At 71.3% G+C, this 21,683-nt stretch carries 16 protein-coding genes; 10 read left to right on the forward strand and 6 right to left on the reverse strand.

Features of this window, described 5'->3' with window-relative positions; all coding sequences use genetic code 11:
- Positions 1 to 161: 161 nt before the first annotated feature.
- From N4G70_RS14925 to N4G70_RS14950, 6 genes are all read right to left on the reverse strand, one after another.
- Positions 162 to 1,580, reverse strand: a complete 1,419-nt coding sequence (locus N4G70_RS14925) for a M1 family metallopeptidase (RefSeq protein ID WP_261713103.1) — start codon at positions 1,578 to 1,580, stop codon at positions 162 to 164.
- Positions 1,577 to 5,518, reverse strand: coding sequence for a Pls/PosA family non-ribosomal peptide synthetase (locus N4G70_RS14930; protein WP_261713104.1), 3,942 nt, complete (start codon positions 5,516 to 5,518; stop codon positions 1,577 to 1,579). Before N4G70_RS14930 ends, N4G70_RS14925 begins: the two co-directional genes overlap by 4 nt.
- 165 nt (positions 5,519 to 5,683) lie before the next feature.
- Positions 5,684 to 6,892: a helix-turn-helix domain-containing protein gene (locus N4G70_RS14935; protein ID WP_261713105.1), complete on the reverse strand. Its 1,209-nt coding sequence runs from the start codon at positions 6,890 to 6,892 to the stop codon at positions 5,684 to 5,686.
- A 228-nt stretch (positions 6,893 to 7,120) separates the two neighbouring features.
- Positions 7,121 to 8,068, reverse strand: coding sequence for a hypothetical protein (locus N4G70_RS14940; protein WP_261713106.1), 948 nt, complete (start codon positions 8,066 to 8,068; stop codon positions 7,121 to 7,123).
- Positions 8,069 to 8,213: 145 nt separating this feature from the next.
- A complete protein-coding gene (locus N4G70_RS14945) occupies positions 8,214 to 9,743 on the reverse strand; it encodes a DUF6801 domain-containing protein (protein WP_261713107.1) in 1,530 nt (509 codons plus the stop codon).
- 129 nt (positions 9,744 to 9,872) lie between these two features.
- Positions 9,873 to 10,505: a hypothetical protein gene (locus tag N4G70_RS14950; protein WP_261713108.1), complete on the reverse strand. Its 633-nt coding sequence runs from the start codon at positions 10,503 to 10,505 to the stop codon at positions 9,873 to 9,875.
- A gap of 818 nt (positions 10,506 to 11,323) precedes the next feature.
- On the opposite strand from N4G70_RS14950, the gene N4G70_RS14955 reads away from it, so the two are divergent.
- From N4G70_RS14955 to N4G70_RS15000, 10 genes are read left to right on the forward strand one after another with little or no spacing between them, the layout of a single operon-like run.
- Positions 11,324 to 12,307, forward strand: a complete 984-nt coding sequence (locus N4G70_RS14955; protein ID WP_261713109.1) for an ABC transporter ATP-binding protein — start codon at positions 11,324 to 11,326, stop codon at positions 12,305 to 12,307.
- Positions 12,304 to 13,140: an ABC transporter permease gene (locus N4G70_RS14960; protein ID WP_261713110.1), complete on the forward strand. Its 837-nt coding sequence runs from the start codon at positions 12,304 to 12,306 to the stop codon at positions 13,138 to 13,140. The genes N4G70_RS14955 and N4G70_RS14960 overlap by 4 nt, the downstream gene beginning before the upstream one ends.
- A 3-nt stretch (positions 13,141 to 13,143) precedes the next feature.
- Positions 13,144 to 13,947: an ABC transporter permease gene (locus N4G70_RS14965; RefSeq protein ID WP_261713111.1), complete on the forward strand. Its 804-nt coding sequence runs from the start codon at positions 13,144 to 13,146 to the stop codon at positions 13,945 to 13,947.
- A complete protein-coding gene (locus N4G70_RS14970; protein ID WP_261713112.1) occupies positions 13,944 to 15,197 on the forward strand; it encodes an MCE family protein in 1,254 nt (417 codons plus the stop codon). The genes N4G70_RS14965 and N4G70_RS14970 overlap by 4 nt, the downstream gene beginning before the upstream one ends.
- Positions 15,194 to 16,225: an MCE family protein gene (locus tag N4G70_RS14975; protein WP_261713113.1), complete on the forward strand. Its 1,032-nt coding sequence runs from the start codon at positions 15,194 to 15,196 to the stop codon at positions 16,223 to 16,225. The genes N4G70_RS14970 and N4G70_RS14975 overlap by 4 nt, the downstream gene beginning before the upstream one ends.
- The gene (locus N4G70_RS14980; RefSeq protein ID WP_261713114.1) at positions 16,222 to 17,265 is read left to right on the forward strand and encodes an MCE family protein; all 1,044 of its coding nucleotides are present in this window, start codon (positions 16,222 to 16,224) and stop codon (positions 17,263 to 17,265) included. The genes N4G70_RS14975 and N4G70_RS14980 overlap by 4 nt, the downstream gene beginning before the upstream one ends.
- Positions 17,262 to 18,428: an MCE family protein gene (locus N4G70_RS14985; RefSeq protein WP_261713115.1), complete on the forward strand. Its 1,167-nt coding sequence runs from the start codon at positions 17,262 to 17,264 to the stop codon at positions 18,426 to 18,428. The genes N4G70_RS14980 and N4G70_RS14985 overlap by 4 nt, the downstream gene beginning before the upstream one ends.
- Positions 18,425 to 19,570, forward strand: coding sequence for an MCE family protein (locus tag N4G70_RS14990; RefSeq protein WP_261713116.1), 1,146 nt, complete (start codon positions 18,425 to 18,427; stop codon positions 19,568 to 19,570). The genes N4G70_RS14985 and N4G70_RS14990 overlap by 4 nt, the downstream gene beginning before the upstream one ends.
- The gene (locus N4G70_RS14995; protein WP_261713117.1) at positions 19,570 to 20,862 is read left to right on the forward strand and encodes an MCE family protein; all 1,293 of its coding nucleotides are present in this window, start codon (positions 19,570 to 19,572) and stop codon (positions 20,860 to 20,862) included. Before N4G70_RS14990 ends, N4G70_RS14995 begins: the two co-directional genes overlap by 1 nt.
- Positions 20,859 to 21,365, forward strand: a complete 507-nt coding sequence (locus N4G70_RS15000) for a hypothetical protein (protein WP_399035492.1) — start codon at positions 20,859 to 20,861, stop codon at positions 21,363 to 21,365. Before N4G70_RS14995 ends, N4G70_RS15000 begins: the two co-directional genes overlap by 4 nt.
- Positions 21,366 to 21,683 lie beyond the last annotated feature (318 nt).

Consider the following 21,683-nt stretch of genomic DNA (forward strand, 5'->3'; position numbering starts at 1 on the left):
CGCACAGTAAGGGGTGGCCCGGGGGACTCGGCAAGGGCCCCATGCCGGAGAAATGACGACATAGAACCGCATCGGGGGCGTGTGGTCGGAAAGGTTTGTATACGACGACAGGGCGGTGAGAGCGCTCCCGGACGATGGCACGAGCCCGGCCCGGGGCGCCCTCAGTCGGCGATGCGCGTCGGTAAGTCCGGCAGCTTCTTGTCGTAGAGCCAGGCATGGAGCAGGGGGCGCAGGGTCTCCTGGGTGGTGGTCTCGGCGTGGGCGATGAAGGCGACGGTGTCGCCGATCCGGCCGCGCCGCGCCGCGTGCCAGCCGCGCAGCACCGCGAAGAACCGCTCGTCGCCCAGCGTCAGACGCAGCGCGTGCAGGGTGCAGGCGCCCCGGGTGTATAGCCGGTCGTCGAAGATGCGGCGCGGCCCGGGTTCGGCGAGCCGCAGGTTCTGGCCACGCCGCGCAAGACCCCGCCACTCGCGGCGGGCGATCTCGTCGGCGCTGTCCTCGCCGATGTGCTCCGACCACAGCCACTCGGCGTACGTCGCGAAGCCCTCGTTGAGCCAGATGTGCCGCCACTCGCGGATGCCCACGCTGTTGCCGAACCACTGGTGCGCCAACTCGTGCGCCACCAGCGTCTCCCAGCCGCGCCGCCCGTCGATGTGGTTGCGCCCGAACACCGACCGCGTCTGGTTCTCGACCGGCGCCGCGAGGTCGGCGTCCACCACCACCGCCCCGTACGCCTCGAACGGGTAGGGCCCGAACAGTTCCGAGAAGTGCCGCAGCATGTCGGGCTGGCGGCCCAGGTCGTGCCGGGCCGCCTCGGCGATACGGGACGGATAGGCGTTGTGCACCGGGATCGCCGCGGCGCCCGGCGGCCCGGGCGCGAGGGCGCTGTCGTGCTGGAAACGGCCGGTGTAGAGCGCGGCCAGATAGGTGGCCATGGGGCCGGGGTGGTGGTACGTCCACACATCGGTGGTGCCCTCGCTGCGGCACTCGGTGAGTGTTCCGTTCGCCAGCGCCTGGCGGTCGCGCGGCACCGTGACCCGGAAGGTGTACGCGGCCTTGTCGTCGGGCCGGTCGTTGCACGGGAACCAGGACGGCGCGCCCAGCGGCTGGGAGGCAACCAGCGTGCCGTCGTGGCTGTCGCCGGTGTGGTCCCAGCCGATGCTCCCGAACGGCGAACGGATCGGACCGGGCCGCCCCGCGTACCGCACCTTGGTGGTGAACACCGCGCCGGCCGGGACCGGTTGATGGGGTGTCACATACAGCTTGCCCTGCCGCTGGCGGATGCGGGCCGCCCTGCCGTCGACATGGGCCGCCTGCGCGCTGAGCCGGGACAGGTCGAGCTCGACGCGATCGAGGGGCCGCAGGGCGACGGCCTGGATCAGCGCGGTGCCCGCGAGCCGGCCACTGGCCGAGTCGTAGGCGATCCGCAGGTCGTAGGCGAGCGTGTCGTGTCCGTACGAGCCGTGCTGCGGAAAGTAGCGGTCCCGGCGGGCGGCGGCCTCGTCCTGCGCCACGGAGATCGTGCCGAGCGCGGACAGGGCGGCCACCCGCACGAGTGAGCGCCGACTGCACCGGATCATGCGGCGCTCCCCTCGCGCTCCTGGTCCTGATGCACCGTCAGAATCGGTGTCGCGCAGGACTGTTGGGCATTCCGTGGCGTGGTCTGCTCACCCGCGATGGGGTTGCCGGCCCAGCGGGTGTCCGGGGGCACGCTCTCCCCGCGCATCACCAGGGACGCGGCCCCCACCGACGCCCGGGCGCCGACATCGGTGCCCGGCAGCGCGATGCTGTGCGGGCCCAGCGACGCGCCCTCGCCGAGCCGTACGGTGTCCAGGCGCATGATGCGGTCGTGGAAGAGATGGGTCTGCAGCACACACCCGCGGTTGACGCTCGCCCCGTCCCCGACGGTGATCAGATCGGTCTCCGGCAGCCAGTACGTCTCCAGCCACACCCCGCGCCCGATGTGCGCGCCCAGGCTGCGCATCCACCAGTTGAGGACCGGGGTGCCGGTGAACGAACCCGCCATCCAGGGCACGGCCAACGACTCGACGAAGGTGTCGTACAGCTCGTTGCGCCACACGAAGGACGACCAGAGCGGATGCTCGCCCGCCGTGAACCGGCCCACCAGCACCCACTTCGCGGCGGTCGCCACCAGGCCCGCCACCGCGGCGGCCACCACGAGCAGCCCGGTCCCGGCCAGCGCCGCGAACGCGAGCCCGCCCCGGTTGAGAGCGCTCTGTTCGCCGATGAGAACGGCCTGCGCCAGCAGCACCGAGCACATCACCGGCACCACCCGGCACAGCTCGACCCCGGCCCGGGCCAGCACCAGGCGGCGCGGGGGGTCGAAGGTGCGGCCGGGGTCGACGGTGGCCGCGACCCGGGGCAGCGGAAGCGCGGGGCGCCCGAGCCACGAACTGCCCGGCTCGCTGTGCGCCGGAGCGTCGCAGAGCACCCCGATCAGGGCGCCGTCGGGGACCCGGCGGTCGGGCCCGACGATGCCGGAGTTGCCGACGAAGGCCTTGCGGCCGACCGACGCCGTCCCCAACCGCAGCCGGCCGCCCCGCAGTTCGAAGGGCGCCACCAGTGTGTCGTCGGCGAGGAACGCTCCGTCCTCGACCGTCAGGAGTGAGGGCAGCGGCAGCACCGTGGAGATCTCGGCGCGCCGGCCCACCCTGGCGCCCAGCATCCGCAGCCACACCGGGGTCGCCAGACTCGCGTACAGCGGGAAGAAGCTGCCGCGGGCCCCGCTGAGCAGCCGGGTCACCAGCCAGGCCCGCCAGGCGACGCCCCCGCACACCGGATGGAACCCGGGCTTGAGACCGCGGCCGAGGAGCCGGACCAGGGCGGCCAGCGTCAGCATCGAGGTGAGCGTGGTGACCACGGTGATGACCGGTGCCGCGAGGAACAGCCGCAGCGCGACCGCCGAGAGCGTGTCGCAGGACCGCACCAGGTAGTAGACCCCGATGAGCGCGGGGGCCGCGGCGACCAGATTCAGCAGGGGCAGCACCGTGAGGGAGAGCGCATACGCGGCGGCCCAGCGGTGAGAGCGCTCCCGGCGGGGCTCGGGCCGGCCGACACCCGCGACGCGCTCGTAGGCGTCGGCCGGGCGGGCCGGGGAGCCGACCCAGCGCCGGCCCGGCGGGACCTGCCCGTCCAGGCAGGCGCCGGGCTCCAGCTCGGCGTGCGCGCCGAGGACCGCGCCGGGCATCAGGGTGCTGCGGTGGCCGACGCGGGCGCCCTCGCCGATGTGCACGGCGCCGATGTGCAGCGTCGCGCCGTCCAGCCACCATCCGCTGATGTCGGCCTCCGGTTCCACCCCGGCCCCCCGGCCGATGGTGGCGAGTCCGGTCACCGGCGGCATGGCGTGCAGGGCCGCCTGCGGGCCCACCCGGCAGCCCAGGGAGAGCGCGTACAGACGGGCCCAGGGCGTACCGAGCAGCGAGGGCACGCCGAACGCGGCCACGACGCGCTCGGCCGTCCACAGCCGCAGATGGACACGGCCGCCGCGCGGATACGCGCCCGGCACCACCCCCCACGTCAGGAGGCGGGCCGCGGCGCCACCGATGACGAACCGGGCGGGCGCGCTCATCAGGACGACGGTGCCGGTCAGCACGAACCACCAGGACACATGCGGCGCCCACGCCTGTGGCGCGAGCCAGCCCAGGATGTTGTCGAGGGTGGCGAGCCCGAGCAGCCCGCGCACTCCCGAGATCCCGAACAGGGCTGTGGTGACGAGGAGTTGGACCACACCCGTGCTGCGGGGCACCGGCCGCACGGGCCGTGCCTCGGCGGCCGGCCCGTCGAGGGATTCGAGGTGCTGGGCCATGTCGCGCAGCACGGGGCGGCGGTAGAGGTCGGCGACGGACACCCCGGGGTAGTGCTCGCGCAGCTCGGAGGCGAGCTTGGCCGCGCTGAGGCTGGAGCCGCCCAGCGCGAAGAAATCGCTGTCCGGTTCGGGGCGCACCCCCAGCATCCGCTCCCACGCCCCGGCGAGGCGTGCCGCGGTGGAGCCGGCCGGCGGTCCGTCGCCGGCGGGGCCGCGCTGGGACGGCAGCGGCCACGGCAACGCGTCCCGGTCGACCTTGCCGGAGGTGCGCGTGGGCAGTTCGGTGACCTCGACGAGCAGCGGTACGAGCGCCGCCGGCAGCCGTTGCGCGAGGAAGCCGCGGGCCTGGTCGGTGCGGAAGCCGCTCTGGTCGGGCACCACATAACCAACGAGGATCTGCCCGCCCGCGGGGGTGCCGCGCACCGCGCCGGCCGCGGCGCGCACGCCTGGAAGCGCTCTCAGCATGGCGTCGATCTCGCCGAGTTCGATTCGCCTCCCGCCCACCTTGACCTGGTCGTCGGCGCGCCCGAGGTGGACGAGGCCGGCCGCGTCGGCGCGTACCAGGTCGCCGGTGCGGTAGGCGCGCCGCGTCTCAAGGAGCGCCAGCGGGGCGAACCGTTCGGCGTCCTTGGCGGCGTCCAGATAGCGGGCGGTGCCGACGCCGGCGATGACCAGCTCACCCTCGCCGCCGTACGGGACGGGGTGGCCGGACGGGTCGAGGACCGCCAACTCCCAGCCCGCGAGGGGAAGTCCGATGCGGACCGGCTCGCCGGGAAGCATGCGCGCGGCGGTCGCCACGACCGTCGTCTCGGTGGGCCCGTAGGTGTTCCACATCTCGCGGCCCTTGACCGCGAACCGGTCCGCGAGGGCGCCCGGACAGGCTTCCCCGCCGACGATCAGGAGCCGCACCTCATCGAGCGCCTCGTCCGGCCAGAGCGCCGCGAGGGTGGGCACCGTGGACACCACCGTGATGCGGCGCTCGACGAGCCAGGGGCCGAGTTCATGCCCCGCCCGCACCAGGGACCGGGGCGCCGGAACGAGGCAGCCGCCGTGCCGCCACGCCAGCCACATCTCCTCGCACGAAGCGTCGAAGGCGACCGAGAGGCCGGCGAGCACGCGGTCGCCGGGCCCCAACGGCCGTTCGCTGAGGAAGAGTTGGGCTTCCGCGTCGACGAAGGCGGCGGCCGAGCGGTGGGTGACCGCCACGCCCTTGGGCAGGCCCGTCGAGCCGGACGTGAAGATGATCCAGGCGTCGTCGTCGGGCAGGGCGGGCCGCCAGCGGGCCGCGAGGGGCGCCGCCGGCCCCGGCAGTATCCGCCCGTCGGCCTCGATCACGGCGCACACCCCCGCCTCGCGAAAGACGGTCGCCGCGCGCTCCTCGGGGTCGTCCGCGTCGACCGGCACATACGCCGCGCCGCACAACAGGACCGACAGGATGGCGAGATACAGGTCGCAGGTGCCGGACGGGATCCGGATGCCGACACGGTCGCCCGGGCCGATGCCGTGGCGGGTGAGCCGTACGGCGCGTTCGGTGATCCGGTCGCACAGGTCCTGGTAGGTGAGCCGCTCGCCGCCCGCGTCGAGTGCGGGCGCGTCCGGATGGGCGGCCGCCGTCGCGTCCAGTACGTCGAGCAGGGTGCGGGGGTGGGGGGCGGCGGAGCCCCGGAAGACAGCCGGCAGATGCGAAGACATGGGGTATGCCTCTGGCGTAGTGCGGGTGGTACGGACATCCTTCGGACATCCGCCCACTCAGACGGGCATATCCCGCGGCGGGTTCGCCCCTACCGGGGTACTTGACGATATTTATCCGTTGTTTTCGAAGTGATTCGGATGATTATGGCGCCGATCGGGGCAAGTTCAGGGCCGTTCCCGGTGGCCGAGGTCCCTTGCGCGTAGCACTAGTTCGGTGGCGAACCGGTGTTCGGGATCGGTGAGGCGGTCGCCGAAGATGGACTCCAGGGTGCGCATCCGATAGCGCACGGTCTGCGGGTGCACATCGAGGAGTTGGCCCATGTGGGCGGCGGTGCCCCGGGTCGCGAGCCAGGTTCGCAGGGTTTCGATGAGCCGGTCGCGGCGGCCGGGCGTGAGCGCGTCCAGCGGCGCGAGTTCGCGGCGGCCGAGGTGTTCGAGCAGGGCCGGGTCGGAGCGCAGCCACAGGGTGACGAGGTGGTCCTCGCAGTACAGGGTCCCCGCGTCACTGTCGATGACTCCGCAGGCGGCGAGTTCGAGTACGCGGCGGGCCCAGCGCAGCGAATCGGACGCACCGCCGATGGGAACTTCGAGGCCGACCGCCGCCCATGAGCCGTGCAGGGCCGCGTCCAGCATCCGTCTTCGTACCTCGTCGACCGGACCCGGCACCAGAAGATGGGGAAGCGGCTCGCCCGGATCGGCCAGGACATCGTTGTCCAGCGCCGTGCGGGTGAGGCTTCCACCGGATCGGAGCGCGACCAGCGTGACCCGCTCGGGCAGCGGCCAGCGGGCCCGTTCCGCGAGCTCCGCGATCGCGGCGCGCGGCACCGGAGAGCCGGCCAGGATCAGATGCAGCAGCCGCCGGCGCAGCGCGTCCGAGCGTTCCCCCGAGAACGACGTGACCTCCAGGTAGCCCTCCCGTGAGAGCGCTTCCAGCTCCTCGACGTAGGTGAACAGCGCGTCCGCGAAGCTGAGCATCAGGGCGGGGGAGAGGTTGTAGCGCCGGCCGATCTTCTTGGCGCGGCGCAGGGCCACCCGGGCGCCGAGCCGGTAGGCGCCCTGGAGGGTCTCCAGGCTGCGGCCCTCGTACGCCTCGAACCGGCCGAAGCGCCGGCACATCTCGTCGCGCAGGGTCGAGGGGGCGCTGGGGGAGGCGACCTGGTCGACGAAGACGGTGAGGTTCTGCTCCACGCCGACCCGGATCGCCTCGCCGTAGGGGCCTTCGAGTAATCGGGCGTACTCGGGGTAGGCGCGGGTGACCTCCGCGCCGATCTCCTTGAGTAGACCCGGCAGTTCGGGGCGCATGATGGCGGCGAACTCCTGTGGGAGCGGTCCCAACGGCTCCTGGGTGTCCGGTGATTGCGCGGCTGTGGGCATCTCACTCCCCTTGCACTACGGCGCCCCGGCGGGGGGAGGGCCGATGGAGAAAGCGCTCCCACCGACCGACAGGTGCGTACCTTTCGCGGACTGCTGAACCTAGAACAACTCCCGTGCCGTGGACAACACTTGGGGCGGCGTTCGATTGCCTGCGCATCGGTTGTCGGCCGATTCCGGACCGGTCCGCCGGGAGTGTGGACGGACCGGACCGGGGAACCGCGGCGACGGCTACCGCACCGCCGAGTGCCAGTACTCCGAGAGCAGCTTGCCGTTGTTCGGGACGACCGTGCCGGGGGCCCGCAGACCGGCCAGATACGTCGAGGCGCTGTTGAGGACGACGCTGTTCCTGCCCGCCGCCGAGGGCAGTCCGGTCTTGAGGTTGACCGCCCAGTCGAGCATCCCGGCGAGCCCGCAACCGCTTGCACCGGGCACCGCGAACGTGGTGTCCGTCTGGCTCGCGTCGACCAGACTGAGCCGGTTCATGACACCCGCGGTGTTGGCCGTTCCGTTGCCGTCGAAGCGCTGGATGCCGAGCGTCGGCGCGGTGATGTTCTGCGGGCGCAGCACGACCGGATGGGCGGCGGAGCCGATGTAGCAGGAGCCGCCGAGAAGCGGGTTCTGAAGGTGGATGCGGACCGGGATCGCGATGATCGGCTGTCCCGAGGTGGCGCCCGCGGTGAGGTTGAAGTCGCTGGGCGTACCGGCCGATTCGACGGTGGCGACCACCCGGTTGAGGGTGGCGTTGGTGATCCCCCGGCAGATGTCGCTGATGACGGGGATGTCGCTCGGGCACATCAGGCCCAGCAGTCCGCCCGGGATGTCGGCGGAGTCCGCGATCAGGGCGCCGCCGGCCGGGGCGACGAGGGTGGGCGCCCCGGTGGTGTGCTGCACCACGCCGAGCTGGAGGTCGCTCGCGCCGGTGACGACCTCGGTGGAGCCGAGCTTGATGGAGCCGCTCGCCGCGTGGGAGGCGATGCACTGCACGATGTCGATGCGTCCGTCGGCCGCCAGCATCGCCGGAGCGTCCACCGGGCAGCGGGTGAACGGCGCCCAGGCGCCGTTGAGTTGGGGTGCTGCCTGGGCGTCGGCGGAGGCCGGCCCGGTGGCCGCGAGAGCGGTCAACGCCGTGCAGGTGGCCAGCAGTCCCGCGCGCAGACGGGTGGATACGGGTCTCATGAGGTCGTCCCCTCTCGGACGTCTCGACTCACGACGTCCTGTCCGGAAAATGGGCGGATGCGGCAACGGCCGCTGGTCGTACGGGAGTTGGCCGAATAGCACCGCGGTGGTACTGCTCGGCGTGGTGGTTCGTGCCCGGGGGCGCTCACCGCAGGGGCGGCGGAACGGTCGTCGGCTGCTTGTCGGCGGTGCAGAGCTCTGCGGGGTCGTCCGGGATGCCGGACGCGCACGGCGCTCCCTGGTTCTGCTTGACCGTGTTGGCGGGCCCGGACACCGACGCCGTGAACAGCGGGCTCAGGTCCTCGCCCACTCCGCAGCCGGAGAACGGGGGAATGGTCACCGAGCCGTCGAGCGGTCCGCCCCGGGACAGCGAGTACCCGCGCCACACCGTGTCCGTGCCTTTCCTGAGCACCCCGAGCAGCACCATGTGGTCCTTGGTGTCGCGTGCCGGGTCCGGGTCGGCGGAGTAAACCGGCGCGCTGGTACGGCAGTTGGGGCCGACATCCAGAGGGGTCCCGTTGACCTTCACGTCGGAGACGCGCAGCACCAGCGGGATCCTGATGTACGTCTCGCCGTGCCCCGCCGTGTTGTTGAGGTCGGAGTCGATGGTCATGGGGCCGGTCTGCTCCAGCGTCATCGTGGCGGTGGTCGGCATGAACCCGAAGGTGAGGAACGTCGCCGGGCCCGGCGGGGTCTGGGCGCGGCCGCGATAGTCGAGCCGGCCCGTCGAGGACTGGAGCAGATGGAGTTCGAAGACGCCCGGCCTGACCTCGATCCGCTTGAGGCGGTTGGGCCCCTGGACGACCTGGGCGCAGAAGACGGGGATCAGGGAGGCGCCGCTCATCTTGGTGACGTCGGCATAGCCGGTGGCGTACGCCGAGAGCGCGAGCGGCTGGGTGGTGTCGCCGCGGCACTCCGGCGCGGTGGCGGTCGGCTTCGCGCCCTGTGCGGGGGGCGCGACCACTGTGGGAGCGCTCTCAGCGGGGCCGTGTCCGCCGCCGGTCCCCGGGCCCGTCGCCGAAGTGCTGGGGGCCGGCGCGGTGGGAGAGGCCGCCGGGCCGACCGGCACGGTGGCCAGCAGGCCCTTGGCGCCCGGGGCGAGCGTGCAGGGCACCGAGAGCGTGGCCGGGTCGGTGGGGCCGCCCTCGGTGGTGACCGGGCGGAAGTCGAGGGTGAGACCCGCCGCCGTGAGGGTGAGGGCACCGGGGCTGTTCGCGGTGACGGTGGGGACCTCGCCGGTCGCCCTGAGCACGACGCCGCCCGCCGGGGTGAGCGGCACGGAGGGGGCCGCGCCCTGCCACAGGGCCTGGGCGGTGGCACCGTTCTGGGCCACTTCGGTGGTCAGCCGGGTGGTGGCCCCGGTGGTGGCGGCCCGGAGCCGGGTGAGTTCGGCGACCGCGGCGTCGGGCAGCGTCAGGGAGGTCGTCACGTCGGTGGGCCGGATGGCGGTGCCTGTCGCGGCCCGGGCCGGAAAGCGGGCCCCGATCCCCACCTTCACCGGATGCGGGCCGGCCGGGAAGGCACAGGTGTAGGTGAGTTCCGTACTGGTCCGCTGGTCTCCGAGGGCCACGTCCGCGCCGGGCACGATCCCGGCCAGGACCACGGTGGCCGCCGCGACCGCCCCCCGCGTGCCCACGCTCCGCCACCGGCCGGCCGGTCCGTGCGTGCTTGTCACGTCGCGTTCAGCTCCACTGGCTCAGCTCCTCGAAACGTCCGGCGCGCGGTGCGCCGCGTCTGGGGGACCGCCCGGCCTGTCGGGTGCCTGGCCGGGCGGTCCGGGGGAGTAGCGATGTGTCATGCGGTGCTACGAGCCGACGATGGTGGGGTGCGTGCTGGTGCCGCTCACCACCGCGTAGTAGTCGCCGTTGAATGACGGGTGGTCGCCCGCGGACACCACGCCCGCGCAGCCCGCCGTCGGAGCGGAGACCGTCAGCTCGGTCGGGTTGGCGGCGACCTTGAGGTCACCGGTGGAGTTGGTGTACGTGCCGTGCGCGGTGCCGGTCACCGTGAACGCGCAAGTCGACACGGTCACACGGGCGTTGACGCCCGAGATGTATCCCTGCGACACCCCGGTGGCCGCGTTGTAGCCGGTCACGTTCAGCGTCCAGGGGGTGTTGGCGACCGTGTCGACCGCGCCGAGGAAGCTGGTGCACGGCTCACCGGTTCTGCCGAAGTGCACCGGGTTGATGGTGCCGACCGCCGCCGGGTTGCCGGTGGCGCTGTGGAGGGAGCCGCCCGCGTCGGAGTAGGTGCACGTCATGTCGATGCCGTTGATCGAAAGGACGACATTGCTCGACTTGGCGCTGAAGTTCTCGGGCGAGTTCGGGCCGACGACCCAGTGCGTGGGCGCCGCGGCCAGAGCGGGCGCGGTCGCCAGCGTGAACGCCGCCGTCGCGGCGCCGCATATCAGCGCCAGTTTTCCTAGGGTGCTTCGCACAGTAATTCCTCCGGTTTCACCAGCTACGGGTACGGATTCGGCCACGTACGATCCGTGACGATGCGGACGTTACTTGCGAGAAACATCGGCGCACAATCCTGCCGTTCAAGATTGTGCCGAGCTGGGTTCTTCCTTGTGTCCACGATGAGCAACCGGCCGGTTTTTCTTGTCGATCCGTGCGCAATACCGCCGACTCCACCCGGCCCTTCGTGCCGATGTTCCCGGTTCTCTCCGTACCACCGTCCACACCTTGTCCAGTGACAAGAGAAACCCATCAACAGGTGACAAATTTCGTGCGGGGAGTACTGCTCGGATGACAAGTTGGCGACGGCCGGGCGCGGGCTCGCGGAAACTTCTGGAACTGGTATTGCAGAGCGAGGTTACCCGGCCGTAGCGTCCGGTGTGCGGTCGGTCCGGGCAGCTCAGGCACCATCCGGTCCGCCGATGTCCGGGCTCTCGGCCGAGCTCTTCGGCCGGGGGCCACCTGGACGAAGTACCCGACCACCCCTGCCGGTCGGGCCCGGGCTCTTCCCGGGGCGGGGGCGCCGCGGTTCACCTCCCCCCGGCCGCCGCGCCCCCGTTCTTGAGCACCACGCCGTACCGCCGCTCGTCGGCGCCCGCGCTTTCGCACCACCGCCGTACCGCTCCATTGTTGCGCAGTCGTCCACCAGGCCGACTCGGGAATTTGTCAACGAGTGACAATCGCGAGGGATTTCACCGATGTGGCCGTCCGGGATCTTGTTTCGGCGCCATCGGGCACCTTACCGTGCGCCCCTCGGTGCTCTCTCGTCACTTCGTATGTGCCTGCTGGAGGTGGGATGGGAATCGAAGTCGTGGTCGAAGGTCTGACCAAGTCCTTCGGCAAGCAGAACATCTGGCAGGACGTCACCCTCACCCTGCCCGCCGGTGAAGTCAGTGTCATGCTCGGACCCTCGGGCACCGGAAAGACGGTTTTCCTCAAGTCGCTCATCGGGCTGCTCAAACCAGAACGCGGCCGGGTGCTCATCAATGGCGTCGACATGGTGAGCAGCCCCGAACGGGACATCTACGAGACCCGGAAACTCTTCGGCCTCATGTTCCAGGACGGCGCGCTGTTCGGCTCGATGTCCCTCTTCGACAACATCGCCTTCCCGCTGCGCGAGCACACCCGCAAGAAGGAGTCGGAGATCCGCCGCATCGTCATGGAGCGGGTCGACATGGTCGGCCTGCTCGGCGCCGAGGAGAAGCTGCCCGGCGAGATCTCCGGCGGCATGCGCAAACGCGCCGGGCTCGCCCGCGCCCTGGTCCTGGACCCGCAGATCATCCTCTGCGACGAGCCGGACTCCGGGCTCGATCCGGTGCGCACCGCCTTCATCTCCCAGCTCCTGATCGACCTCAACGCGCAGATCGACGCGACGATGCTGATCGTCACCCACAACCTCGACATCGCCGCGACCGTCCCCGACAACATGGGCATGCTCTTCCGTCGCAACCTCGTCACGTTCGGGCCGCGCGAGGTGCTGTTGACGAGTGAGGAGCCGGTCGTCGCCCAGTTCCTCAGCGGGCGCCGCGAGGGCCCCATCGGCATGTCCGAGGAGAAGGACGCCGCCACCCTCGCCAAGGAGCAGCTCAACTCGGCGCAGGGGCCGCCCTTTTCGCCCCGCCCCCTCGTCGCGCAACTGGAGCCGTCGCCCGGTCTGCCCGCTCGGCAGGCGGTGCTGCGCCGCAAGCTCCGGGTGATGGGCATGCTCGACGAGCTGCCGCCCGCGGCCCGCCGCGCCGTCGAGAAGGGCATGGCCCCGGCCCAGGAGGCGACACCATGACGACGCAGGCCGAGAGGGCTTCCGAGCCCGCGCCGCCCCCCGCGGACCGCCGGCCCCGCAGGCCCGTGCCCGGCCTCGGCGCGTTCCGCCAGACCGGCCGCCTCTTCTCCCTGGCCGCCGCGGTCATCCGGGCCGTCTTCCAACGGCCGTTTCAGGTACGGGAGTTCATCGAGCAGTTCTGGTTCATCGCCAGCGTCACCATCCTGCCCGCGGCCCTGGTCTCCATCCCGTTCGGCGCCGTCATCGCCCTCCAGGTCGGCTCGCTCACCCAGCAGCTCGGCGCCCAGTCCTTCACCGGCGGCGCCAGCGTGCTCGCCGTCATCCAGCAGGCCAGCCCGCTGATCGTGGCGCTGCTCATCGCGGGCGCCGGCGGCTCCGCGATCTGCGCCGACCTCGGCTCCCGTACGATCCGTGAAGAGCTGGACGCCATGGAGGTCATGGGCGTCTCGCCGGTCCAACGGCTGGTCGTTCCCCGGGTGTTGGCGACCATGTTCGTCGCGGTGCTGCTGAACGGGATGGTCTCCGTCGTCGGCACGCTCGGGGGCTACTTCTTCAACGTCATCCTCCAAGGTGGCACCCCCGGCGCCTATCTCTCCAGCTTCTCCGCCCTCGCCCAGCTCCCCGACCTCTACGTCAGCGAGATCAAGGCGGTGATCTTCGGGTTCATCGCCGGGATCGTCGCCGCCTACCGCGGACTGAACCCGCGCGGCGGCCCCAAAGGCGTCGGCGACGCGGTCAACCAGTCCGTCGTCATCACCTTCCTGCTGCTCTTCTTCGTGAACATGGTGCTCACCGGGATCTACCTCCAGATCGTCCCCCCGAAGGGCGGCTGACCCATGGCCGTCTTCAGCTTCCTCGACCGTTCTGGCGACCAACTCGTCTTCTACACAAGGGCGTTGCTGTGGATCCCGCGCACCCTGCGGCGCTACCTCAAGGAGGTGCAGCGGCTGCTCGCCGAGGTCGCCTTCGGCAGCGGCGGCCTCGGTGTCATCGGCGGCACCATCGGCGTGATGATCGCCATGACCCTCTTCACCGGGACCGTGGTCGGCCTCCAGGGGTACGCCGCCCTGAACCAGATCGGCACCGCGGCGTTCACCGGATTCGTCTCCGCCTATTTCAACACCCGTGAGATCGCCCCGCTCGTCGCCGGACTCGCGCTCTCCGCGACCGTCGGCGCGGGCTTCACCGCCCAGCTCGGCGCGATGCGCATCAACGAGGAGATCGACGCCCTCGAAGGCATGGGCATCCGCAGCCTGCCCTACCTCGTCACCACCCGGATCATCGCCGGCGTCGTCGCGATCATCCCGCTGTACGCGATCGGCCTGCTCAGCTCCTACTTCGCCTCCCGGCTGACCACGGTCGTCTTCAAGGGCCAGTCACGCGGCACCTTCGACCACTACTTCAACCTCTTCCTCTCGCCGACCGACGTGCTGCTGTCCGTGCTCAAGGTGCTGATCTTCAGCGTGATGGTGATCCTCGCCCACTGCTACTACGGCTTCCGCGCCACGGGCGGGCCGGCCGGGGTGGGCGTCGCGGTGGGCCGCTCGGTCCGCAACGCGATCGTGCTGATCGCCGTCACCGACTTCTTCCTCTCGCTCGCCCTGTGGGGCGCCACCACCACCGTGAAGGTGGCCGGATGAACGCGCGAACGGTGCGGCGACGCACCGCCGGAGTCGTCTTCCTGCTCGTTCCGGCGCTCCTCGTCTGGCTGTCGATCGCCGTGTACGACAAGGACTTCGTCCGCGCGGACACGGTGACCGTGGAGACGGGCAGCGTCGGCAACGAGATGCACCCGGGCGCCGAGGTGAAGCTGCGCGGGGTGGTGGTCGGAGAGGTCCGCACCATCAGCGCCGATGGCGAGGGCGCGCGGCTCACCCTCGCCCTCCAGCCGGACAAGCGCCGCCACATTCCGTCCGACGTACGGGCGCAGATGCTGCCGACCACCCTCTTCGGCGAACGGTTCGTCGCGCTCGTACCGCCGCCGAACCCCTCGCCGAGAGCGCTCTCGGCCGATGCGACCATCCCCCAGGACCGGTCGAGCAACGCCATCGAGCTGGAGCAGGTGCTCGACCATGTGCTGCCGCTGCTCACCGCAGTCAAGCCCGACAAGCTGTCGGCGACGCTCTCCGCCGTCGCCACCGCGCTGCGCGGGCGCGGCTCCCAACTGGGCGACATCGTGGTCACATTGGACGCGCACCTGAAGAAGTTCAACCCGAACCTGCCCGCCCTCAACGCCGACCTGGTGCAGCTCGTCAAGGTGTCCGGAACCTACAGCGAGGCCGCCCCGGACGTCCTGAGAGCGCTCACGGACGCCACGACCACCACCGGCACCCTGGTCGACCAGCAGACCCAACTCCTCGGCGTGTACGGGCAGACCACGAGGACCGCCCAGGACCTCACGGCGTTCTTCCAGCAGAACAAGGACAACATCATCCGGCTCGGCGAGGTGAGCCGCCCCACCCTGGAGCTGCTCGCGCGGTACTCCGCGTCCTTCCCCTGCACCCTGCGCACCCTGGCCGGGTTCGTGCCCGCGATGGACAAGGCGCTCGGCAAGGGCACGGACAGACCCGGACTCCACGTCACCGTGAAGGCCGTGCCCCCGCTCGGCAAGTACGTCCCCGGACGGGACACCCCCGCCTACACCGGCGGCGACGGCCCGCACTGCTACCCGGTGCCCTACCTCGGAGCGCCGCTCCCCGCGGAGAGCGCTCTCACCGGCACCGTGTCCGCCGCCGGCGCCGGGCTCGGGCTGCCGAACTCGCCCCAGGAGAACCAGCTCGTGAACGAACTGCTCGCGCCCGCCCTCCGGCAGGCCCCGCAGTCCCTGCCGGACTGGAGCAGTCTGCTGCTCGGGCCGGCCCTGAGGGGGGCGGAGGTGAGCATCAAGTGAGGCGCCGCAGCATCGCGGGCCCGCTCGTGAAGTCGCTGGTCTTCGTCCTGGTGACGGTGGTCGCGACCACCGTGCTCGCCCTGTCCATCGCCAACACCGGTGTGGGCGACACCACGTCCTACCGGGCCCGGTTCACCGACACCACCGGCCTCGTCGAGGGCGACAGCGTCCGCATCGCGGGCGTCAAGGTCGGCCAGGTCGACCGGGTGGAGGTCGTGGACCGCAGACTCGCGCAGGTCACGTTCTCCGTGGAGCGCGGCCGGGCCCTGCCCGCCGCGGCGACCGCCTCGATCAAGTACCTCAACATGGTCGGCCAGCGGTACGTCGAACTGGGCCGGGGCGCCGGGACGGTCGGCGCCACGCTCGCGCCGGGCGCGACCATCCCGCTCGAGCACACCACGCCCGCCCTCGACCTCACCCAGCTCTTCAACGGCTTCCAGCCCCTCTTCGAAGGGCTCTCACCCAAGGACGTCAACGACCTCGCGGGCTCCATCGTGCAGGTACTCCAGGGCGAGGGCGGGACCGTGGAGAGCCTGCTGAAGCACATCGGCTCGCTCACCACGACCGTCGCCGCCAAGGACAAGGTGATCGGCGAGGTCGTCACCAACCTGAACACCGTCCTGACCACGGTGAACGACCGCGAAGCGGGCTTCAACGACCTCGTCGTCACCCTCCAGCGCCTCGTGTCCGGATTCGCAGGGGACCGCAAGCCGCTCGGTGAGGCGCTCGCCGCTATGGGCGACCTCACCACGGTCACCGCCGGACTGTTCGAGGACGGCCGGGCCCCGCTCAAGGAGGACGTCAAACAGCTCGGCCGGCTCTCCTCGAACCTCGCCGAGAGCGCTCCCCAGGTCGAGAACTTCCTGCGCAAGACCCCGGACAAGATGCGCGCGGTGACCCGGATCGCGTCGTACGGGTCCTGGCTCAACCTGTACCTCTGTGAGGCGAAGGTGTCCGGCGTGAAGACCGAGGACGGCAGCCCGCCGCCCACCGGAATCCCGGTCAGCCAATCGAGGTGCCAGGGATGAGACTCCCCGCGCTCCGGCGCCCCCGCCTCAAGCCCATGAAGGAACGCAACCCGGTCGCGGTCAGCCTGGTGGGCCTGCTGGTCCTGGCCCTGATCGGCGTCGGCGCGTATCACGCGGACTCGCTGCCGTTCATCGGCGGCGGCACCACCTACAGCGCCGACTTCTCGGAGTCCGCGGGGCTGCGCGACGGCGACGAGGTACGGATCGCCGGGGTCAAGGTCGGCGAGGTCAGCGGCGTCGCTCTGGACGGCGCCAAGGTGAAGGTCTCCTTCAAGGTGAAGGACGCCTGGATCGGCGACGCCTCGACCGCGGCCATCGCCATCAAGACCCTCCTCGGCGAGAAGTACCTGGCCATCGACCCGCTCGGCGGCGCCCGCCAGAACCCGGGCCGCCGCATCCCACTGACCCGCACGACCTCCCCGTACGACGTCACCCAGGCCTTCGAAGGGCTCAGCAACACCATCGGTGACATCGACACCGCTCAGCTCGCCAAGAGCTTCGAGACGATCTCCGACACCTTCAAGAACTCGCCGCCCGATGTCCGCACCGCCGTGTCCGGGCTCTCCGCCCTGTCCAGGACCGTCTCCCAGCGCGACGCCCAACTCGCCCAACTCCTCAAGGGGAGCGAGCAGTTGACCAAGACGCTCGCCCACCGGAAGAGCAGCTTCGAGACCCTCATCGACGACGGCGGACTGCTCCTCGGCGAACTCAGACAGCGCCGCGACGCCATCCAGGCGCTCCTCACCGGAACCCGGGGTCTCGGCACCCAGCTCACCGGCCTCGTCAAGGACAACACGGCCCAACTGAAGCCCACCCTGGCCGCGTTGGGGCGGGTCACGGATGTACTCGTCAAGAACCAGCAGGGCCTGGAGCGCACCCTCGCCCTGGCCGGGCCCTACTACCGGCTCGTCGGCAACACCGTCGGCAACGGCCGCTGGTTCGACACCTACCTCTGCGGTCTCGTCCCCCGGAACTACCTCCCGGCGAAGTCGCTCCCCGGCACCGGCTGCATGCCGCCGAAGAACGGAGGCTACCCATGAGCCGGCGACGCGCTCTCACCATCGCGCTGGCGCTCGCGGTGATCGCCGTCACCGTGATCGGCGGCCTGCGGGTGTTCGCCGCTCCCGCGGGCAAACGGATCACCGCCTACTTCGACCGCGCCATCGGCATCTACCCCGGGTCCGACCTGCGGATCCTCGGGGTGAAGGTCGGCGAGGTCGACTCGGTGACCCCGCGGGGGCAGCGGGTCGAGGTGGTGGTCACGCTCGACCCGGGCGTACGGGTGCCCAAGGACGCGCGGGCCGCCATCGTCTCGCCCAGTGTCGTGGCCGACCGGTACGTCCAGCTCGCCCCCGCCTACACCGGGGGCCCCGAGATCGCCGACCGGGCGGAACTACCCGCCGACCGCAACGCCACCCCCGTCGAGGTCGACCAGCTCTACGCCTCCATCACCCAACTCAGCTCGTCGCTCGGCCCCGGCGAGGCGAACTCCAAGGGAGCGCTCTCAGGGCTGCTCGACACGGGGGCCAAGAACCTCGACGGCAACGGCGCGGCGATCGGCGACTCCGTCGAGCAGTTCGGCAAGGCCGCCAAGACCCTGGACGGCAGCAGCGAGCACCTCTTCGCGACGCTCTCCTATCTCCAGACGTTCACCACCATGCTGAAGAACAAGGACGGCGCGGTGCGTGACGCGCAGAACCAACTCGCCGACGTGACCTCGTTCTTCGCCGACAACAAGGACAACCTGGCGGGCGCCCTGAAGGAACTCGGCACCGCGCTCGGCAACGTCAAGACGTTCATCCGGGACAACCGCGGCGCCCTCAAGACCGAGGTCGACAAGCTCGCCCCCCTCACCCAGCTCCTCGTCGACCAGCGGGCCTCCCTCGCCGAAGCCCTGGACACCGCTCCACTGGCCGCCGGGAACGCTCTCAACGCCTACGACCCGGTGCACCGCACCCTCGACGGCCGGGGCAACATCAACGAGATCAGCATGGGCGGTGACATCGTGTTCCCGCGCAACCCCTCGGTGGCGGGCGGCGCCGGCCTCGTACCGGTACCGCAAGACCGTCTGAGAGCGCTTCCGACGCTGCCGCTGCCCCCGGTCGGCACCGTGTACGCGAGCGCCGCCGAACCGGCGAAGGGCCCCGCGGGCGGCACCGCCGGGGCGTCTCCCGAGGGCGCGGCGACGAAGGGAAGCCGATGACGACGGCGCGTCCGGCCCGACGGACGGGGGCCGCGGTGGCTGCGGGTCTCGCGGTCGTCGTCGCCCTGGCCCTGGGCGGGTGCTCGATGCCGTCGTTCTCCGGGATCGACCAGCTCCCGCTCCCCGGAGGCGCCGACCTCGGCAGCCACCCGTACGACGTCACCGCCGACTTCGCCGATGTGCTGAGCCTGGTCCCGCAGGCCGCGGTGAAGGTCAACGACGTCGCCGTGGGCCGGGTCACCAAGGTGTCCCTCGCCTCCGACGGCTGGTCCGCGAAGGTCACCATGCGGATCAGGGGAGACGTGAAGCTGCCCGCCAACTCCTACGCCCAGTTGGAACAGTCGAGCCTGCTCGGCGAGAAGTTCGTCCAGCTCTCCGCGCCGGCGAAGGAGGCCAGGGAAAACGCCCAGGGCCGCCTCGGTCCCGGCGCGGCGATCCCGCTCTCGCGCACCAACCGCAACCCGGAGGTCGAGGAGGTTCTGGGAGCGCTCTCCATGCTGCTCAACGGTGGCGGCGTCAACCAGCTCAAGACCATCACCACCGAGCTCAACAAGGCGATCGGCGGACGCGAGCCCGAGGTCCGCTCGATGCTTCAGCGGGTCAACACCCTGGTCACCGACCTGGACGGCCACCGCGGCGACATCACCGGCGCGCTCGACGGCGTCAACCGGCTCTCGGCCACCCTCGCCACCCGCAAGGAGCAGGTCGCCACCGTGCTCACCGGGCTGTCCCCGGGCCTCAAAGTCCTTGAGGACCAACGGGGTTCACTCCTGACGATGCTCAAGTCGCTCGACACCCTCTCCACGGTCGCCGTCTCGACGATCAACAAGAGCAAGGACGACATGGTGGCCGATCTGAAGGCGATCGCACCGATCCTCAAGACCCTGGCGGACTCCGGCAAGGACCTGCCGGACTCGCTCCAGGTGCTGCTCACCTATCCGTTCACCGACGAGGTGCTGCACGGAGTCAAGGGCGACTACCTCAACGTGTACCTCACGGTGACCGCCGCGCCGGGCACCACGCTCATTCCGCCGCTCGCCGCACCATCGGCGTCCAAGCCGCCGAGCGCGAAGAACGCGCCGAGCACCACGAAGGCACCGCTGGCGCTGCCGTCCGTCGCCGGCTCCGGAGGGGCGAGCTGATGCTGACGCTCTCGACCAGGCTCAAGAACCTCGCGTTCCTCGTCATCGGGGTGCTCGTGCTCGGCTACACCGGTTTCCGGTACGCCGACGTCGGCCACTACATCGGCATCCGCGACTACTACACGGTGAAGGTCCATCTCGCCCAGACGGGAGGCCTGTTCACGCACTCCAATGTCACCTACCGGGGTGTGTCGGTGGGCCGGGTCGGCCCCATCGGGCTCACCGACGAGGGCGTCGTCGCCGAACTGCGCATCGACAACTCGGCCCCGCCCATCCCGAGCGCTCTCAAGGCCGTGGTGGCCAACCTGTCGGCGGTCGGCGAGCAGTACATCGATCTGCGGCCCACCTCCACGGGGGCGCCCTATCTGGGCGACGGCGGCGAGATCGACCAGTACGACACGAGCACCCCGGCCCCCGTCACCACCGTACTCACCAGCGTCGACAGCCTTGCCTCATCAGTGCCGCCGGAGTCCTTGCGGACGGTCGTCGACGAGTTCGGGAAGGCCTTCGAGGGGCGTGGCGACGACCTTCAGGTGCTCCTCGACAACGGTGACGACTTCGTGAAGGCCGCCGACAAGGCGCTGCCGAGCACGGTCGCGCTCCTCACGGACGGCCAGACCGTCCTGAGCACCCAGGCCGAGGAGAGCGCGGCCATCAAGACCTTCGCCTCGGGCGCGCAGCGCCTGGCCGCCACCCTGAAGGGCTCCGACACCGACCTGCGCCGGTTGATCGCCGCGGCCCCCGACGCGGCCGGCCAGCTCAGCGGGCTGCTCAGGGACCTGAACCCGGAGCTCAGCGTGGTGCTGGCCAACCTCCTCACGACGGCGGACGTGGCCGTGACCCGGCAGCGCGGAATCGAGGAACTCCTGGTGAAAATACCGCCGTTGACCGCTGCGGGCGCCACGGCCATCGACACCAAGGGAGCCAAGCTGGGCATGGCGGTCACCTTCTTCGCCCCGCTGCCCTGCACTGACGGATACGGCGGCACGGTCTACCGCAACGGCCTCGAAACCCTCGACACCCCCAAACTCAACACCAAGGCGCGCTGTGCCGCGCCCGCGAGCAGCGGCACCGATGTCCGCGGCTCGGCGCACGCTCCGGGCGGCGGGCCGCTGCGTCCGCCGGCCCAGCCGGGCGCGCTGCCCCCCGCCGCGGCCGGGGAATCGCCCGCCGCCCGGCCCGCGGCGCTTCCCGGCGCCCTGGCCCTGCCCGCGCTGCCCAGCAGCGGCCCGTCGGACCTGGCCGGGCTGCTCGGCCTCACCCCCGCCGGTGGAAAGGACGTACGCCCGTGATCACGCTCTCCCGCCCGCGCCGGCCCGGCCGCATCCTGGTGTCGGCCGCGCTCGTGGCCTCGGCCCTCTTCGCCGCTTTCGGCGGGTGGAGGTATCTCCAGGCGCGCCAGGACTCCTCGGTCGCGTACGCCACCTCCCGCGATGCCGCCCTGGCGGCCGGCCGTACGCAGATCGCCGCGCTCTCCACCCTCGACGCGGCCCACCCGGACGCGACCCTGCGCGGCTGGCTCGACGCCTCGACGGGCCCCCTCCATGACGAGCTCCGCCGCGCGGGGGCGGGTAAGCCCACCACTTCGGCCCGGGGGGAGGTCACCGACGCGGCCGTCACCGCACTCGACGACCGCGCGGGCACGGCGAAGCTCATCGCGACGGTGCGGGTTCGCCTCACTCCGGCGGGGGGCGCGGCCACCGACGACCGCAAGCGGTTGGAGGCGGCCCTCGAACGCACCGACGGTGGCTGGAAGTTGAAGGCACTCAGCGCGGTCCCGGTCGCCACGCCCTGACAGCCGACCGATAGGGAGAGACAGCGTGAGCACAGCAGAGGTGAGGTCGGCCGCAGGGCCCGAGCCCGGGCGCGCGCCTGCGCCTGAGGCCGGGCCCGAGCCCGAGCGCGCGCTTGCGCCTGAGGCCGGTTCTGGGCCTGAGCTTCAGCCTGGGCGCGCGCCTGGGCCTGAGGCCGGTTCCGAGCCACAGCTTGAGCCCGAGCGCGCGCGTGAGTCCGGGGCCGGGCCCGAGCCCGAGCGCTCGCCTGGGCCTGAGGCCGGGCCCGAGCCCGAGCGCCTGCCTGCGCCTGAGGCCGGTTCCGAGCCACAGCTTGAGCC

The sequence above is a fragment of the Streptomyces sp. ASQP_92 genome (assembly GCF_025399895.1).
In the GTDB taxonomy this organism is placed as follows: Bacteria; Actinomycetota; Actinomycetes; order Streptomycetales; family Streptomycetaceae; genus Streptomyces.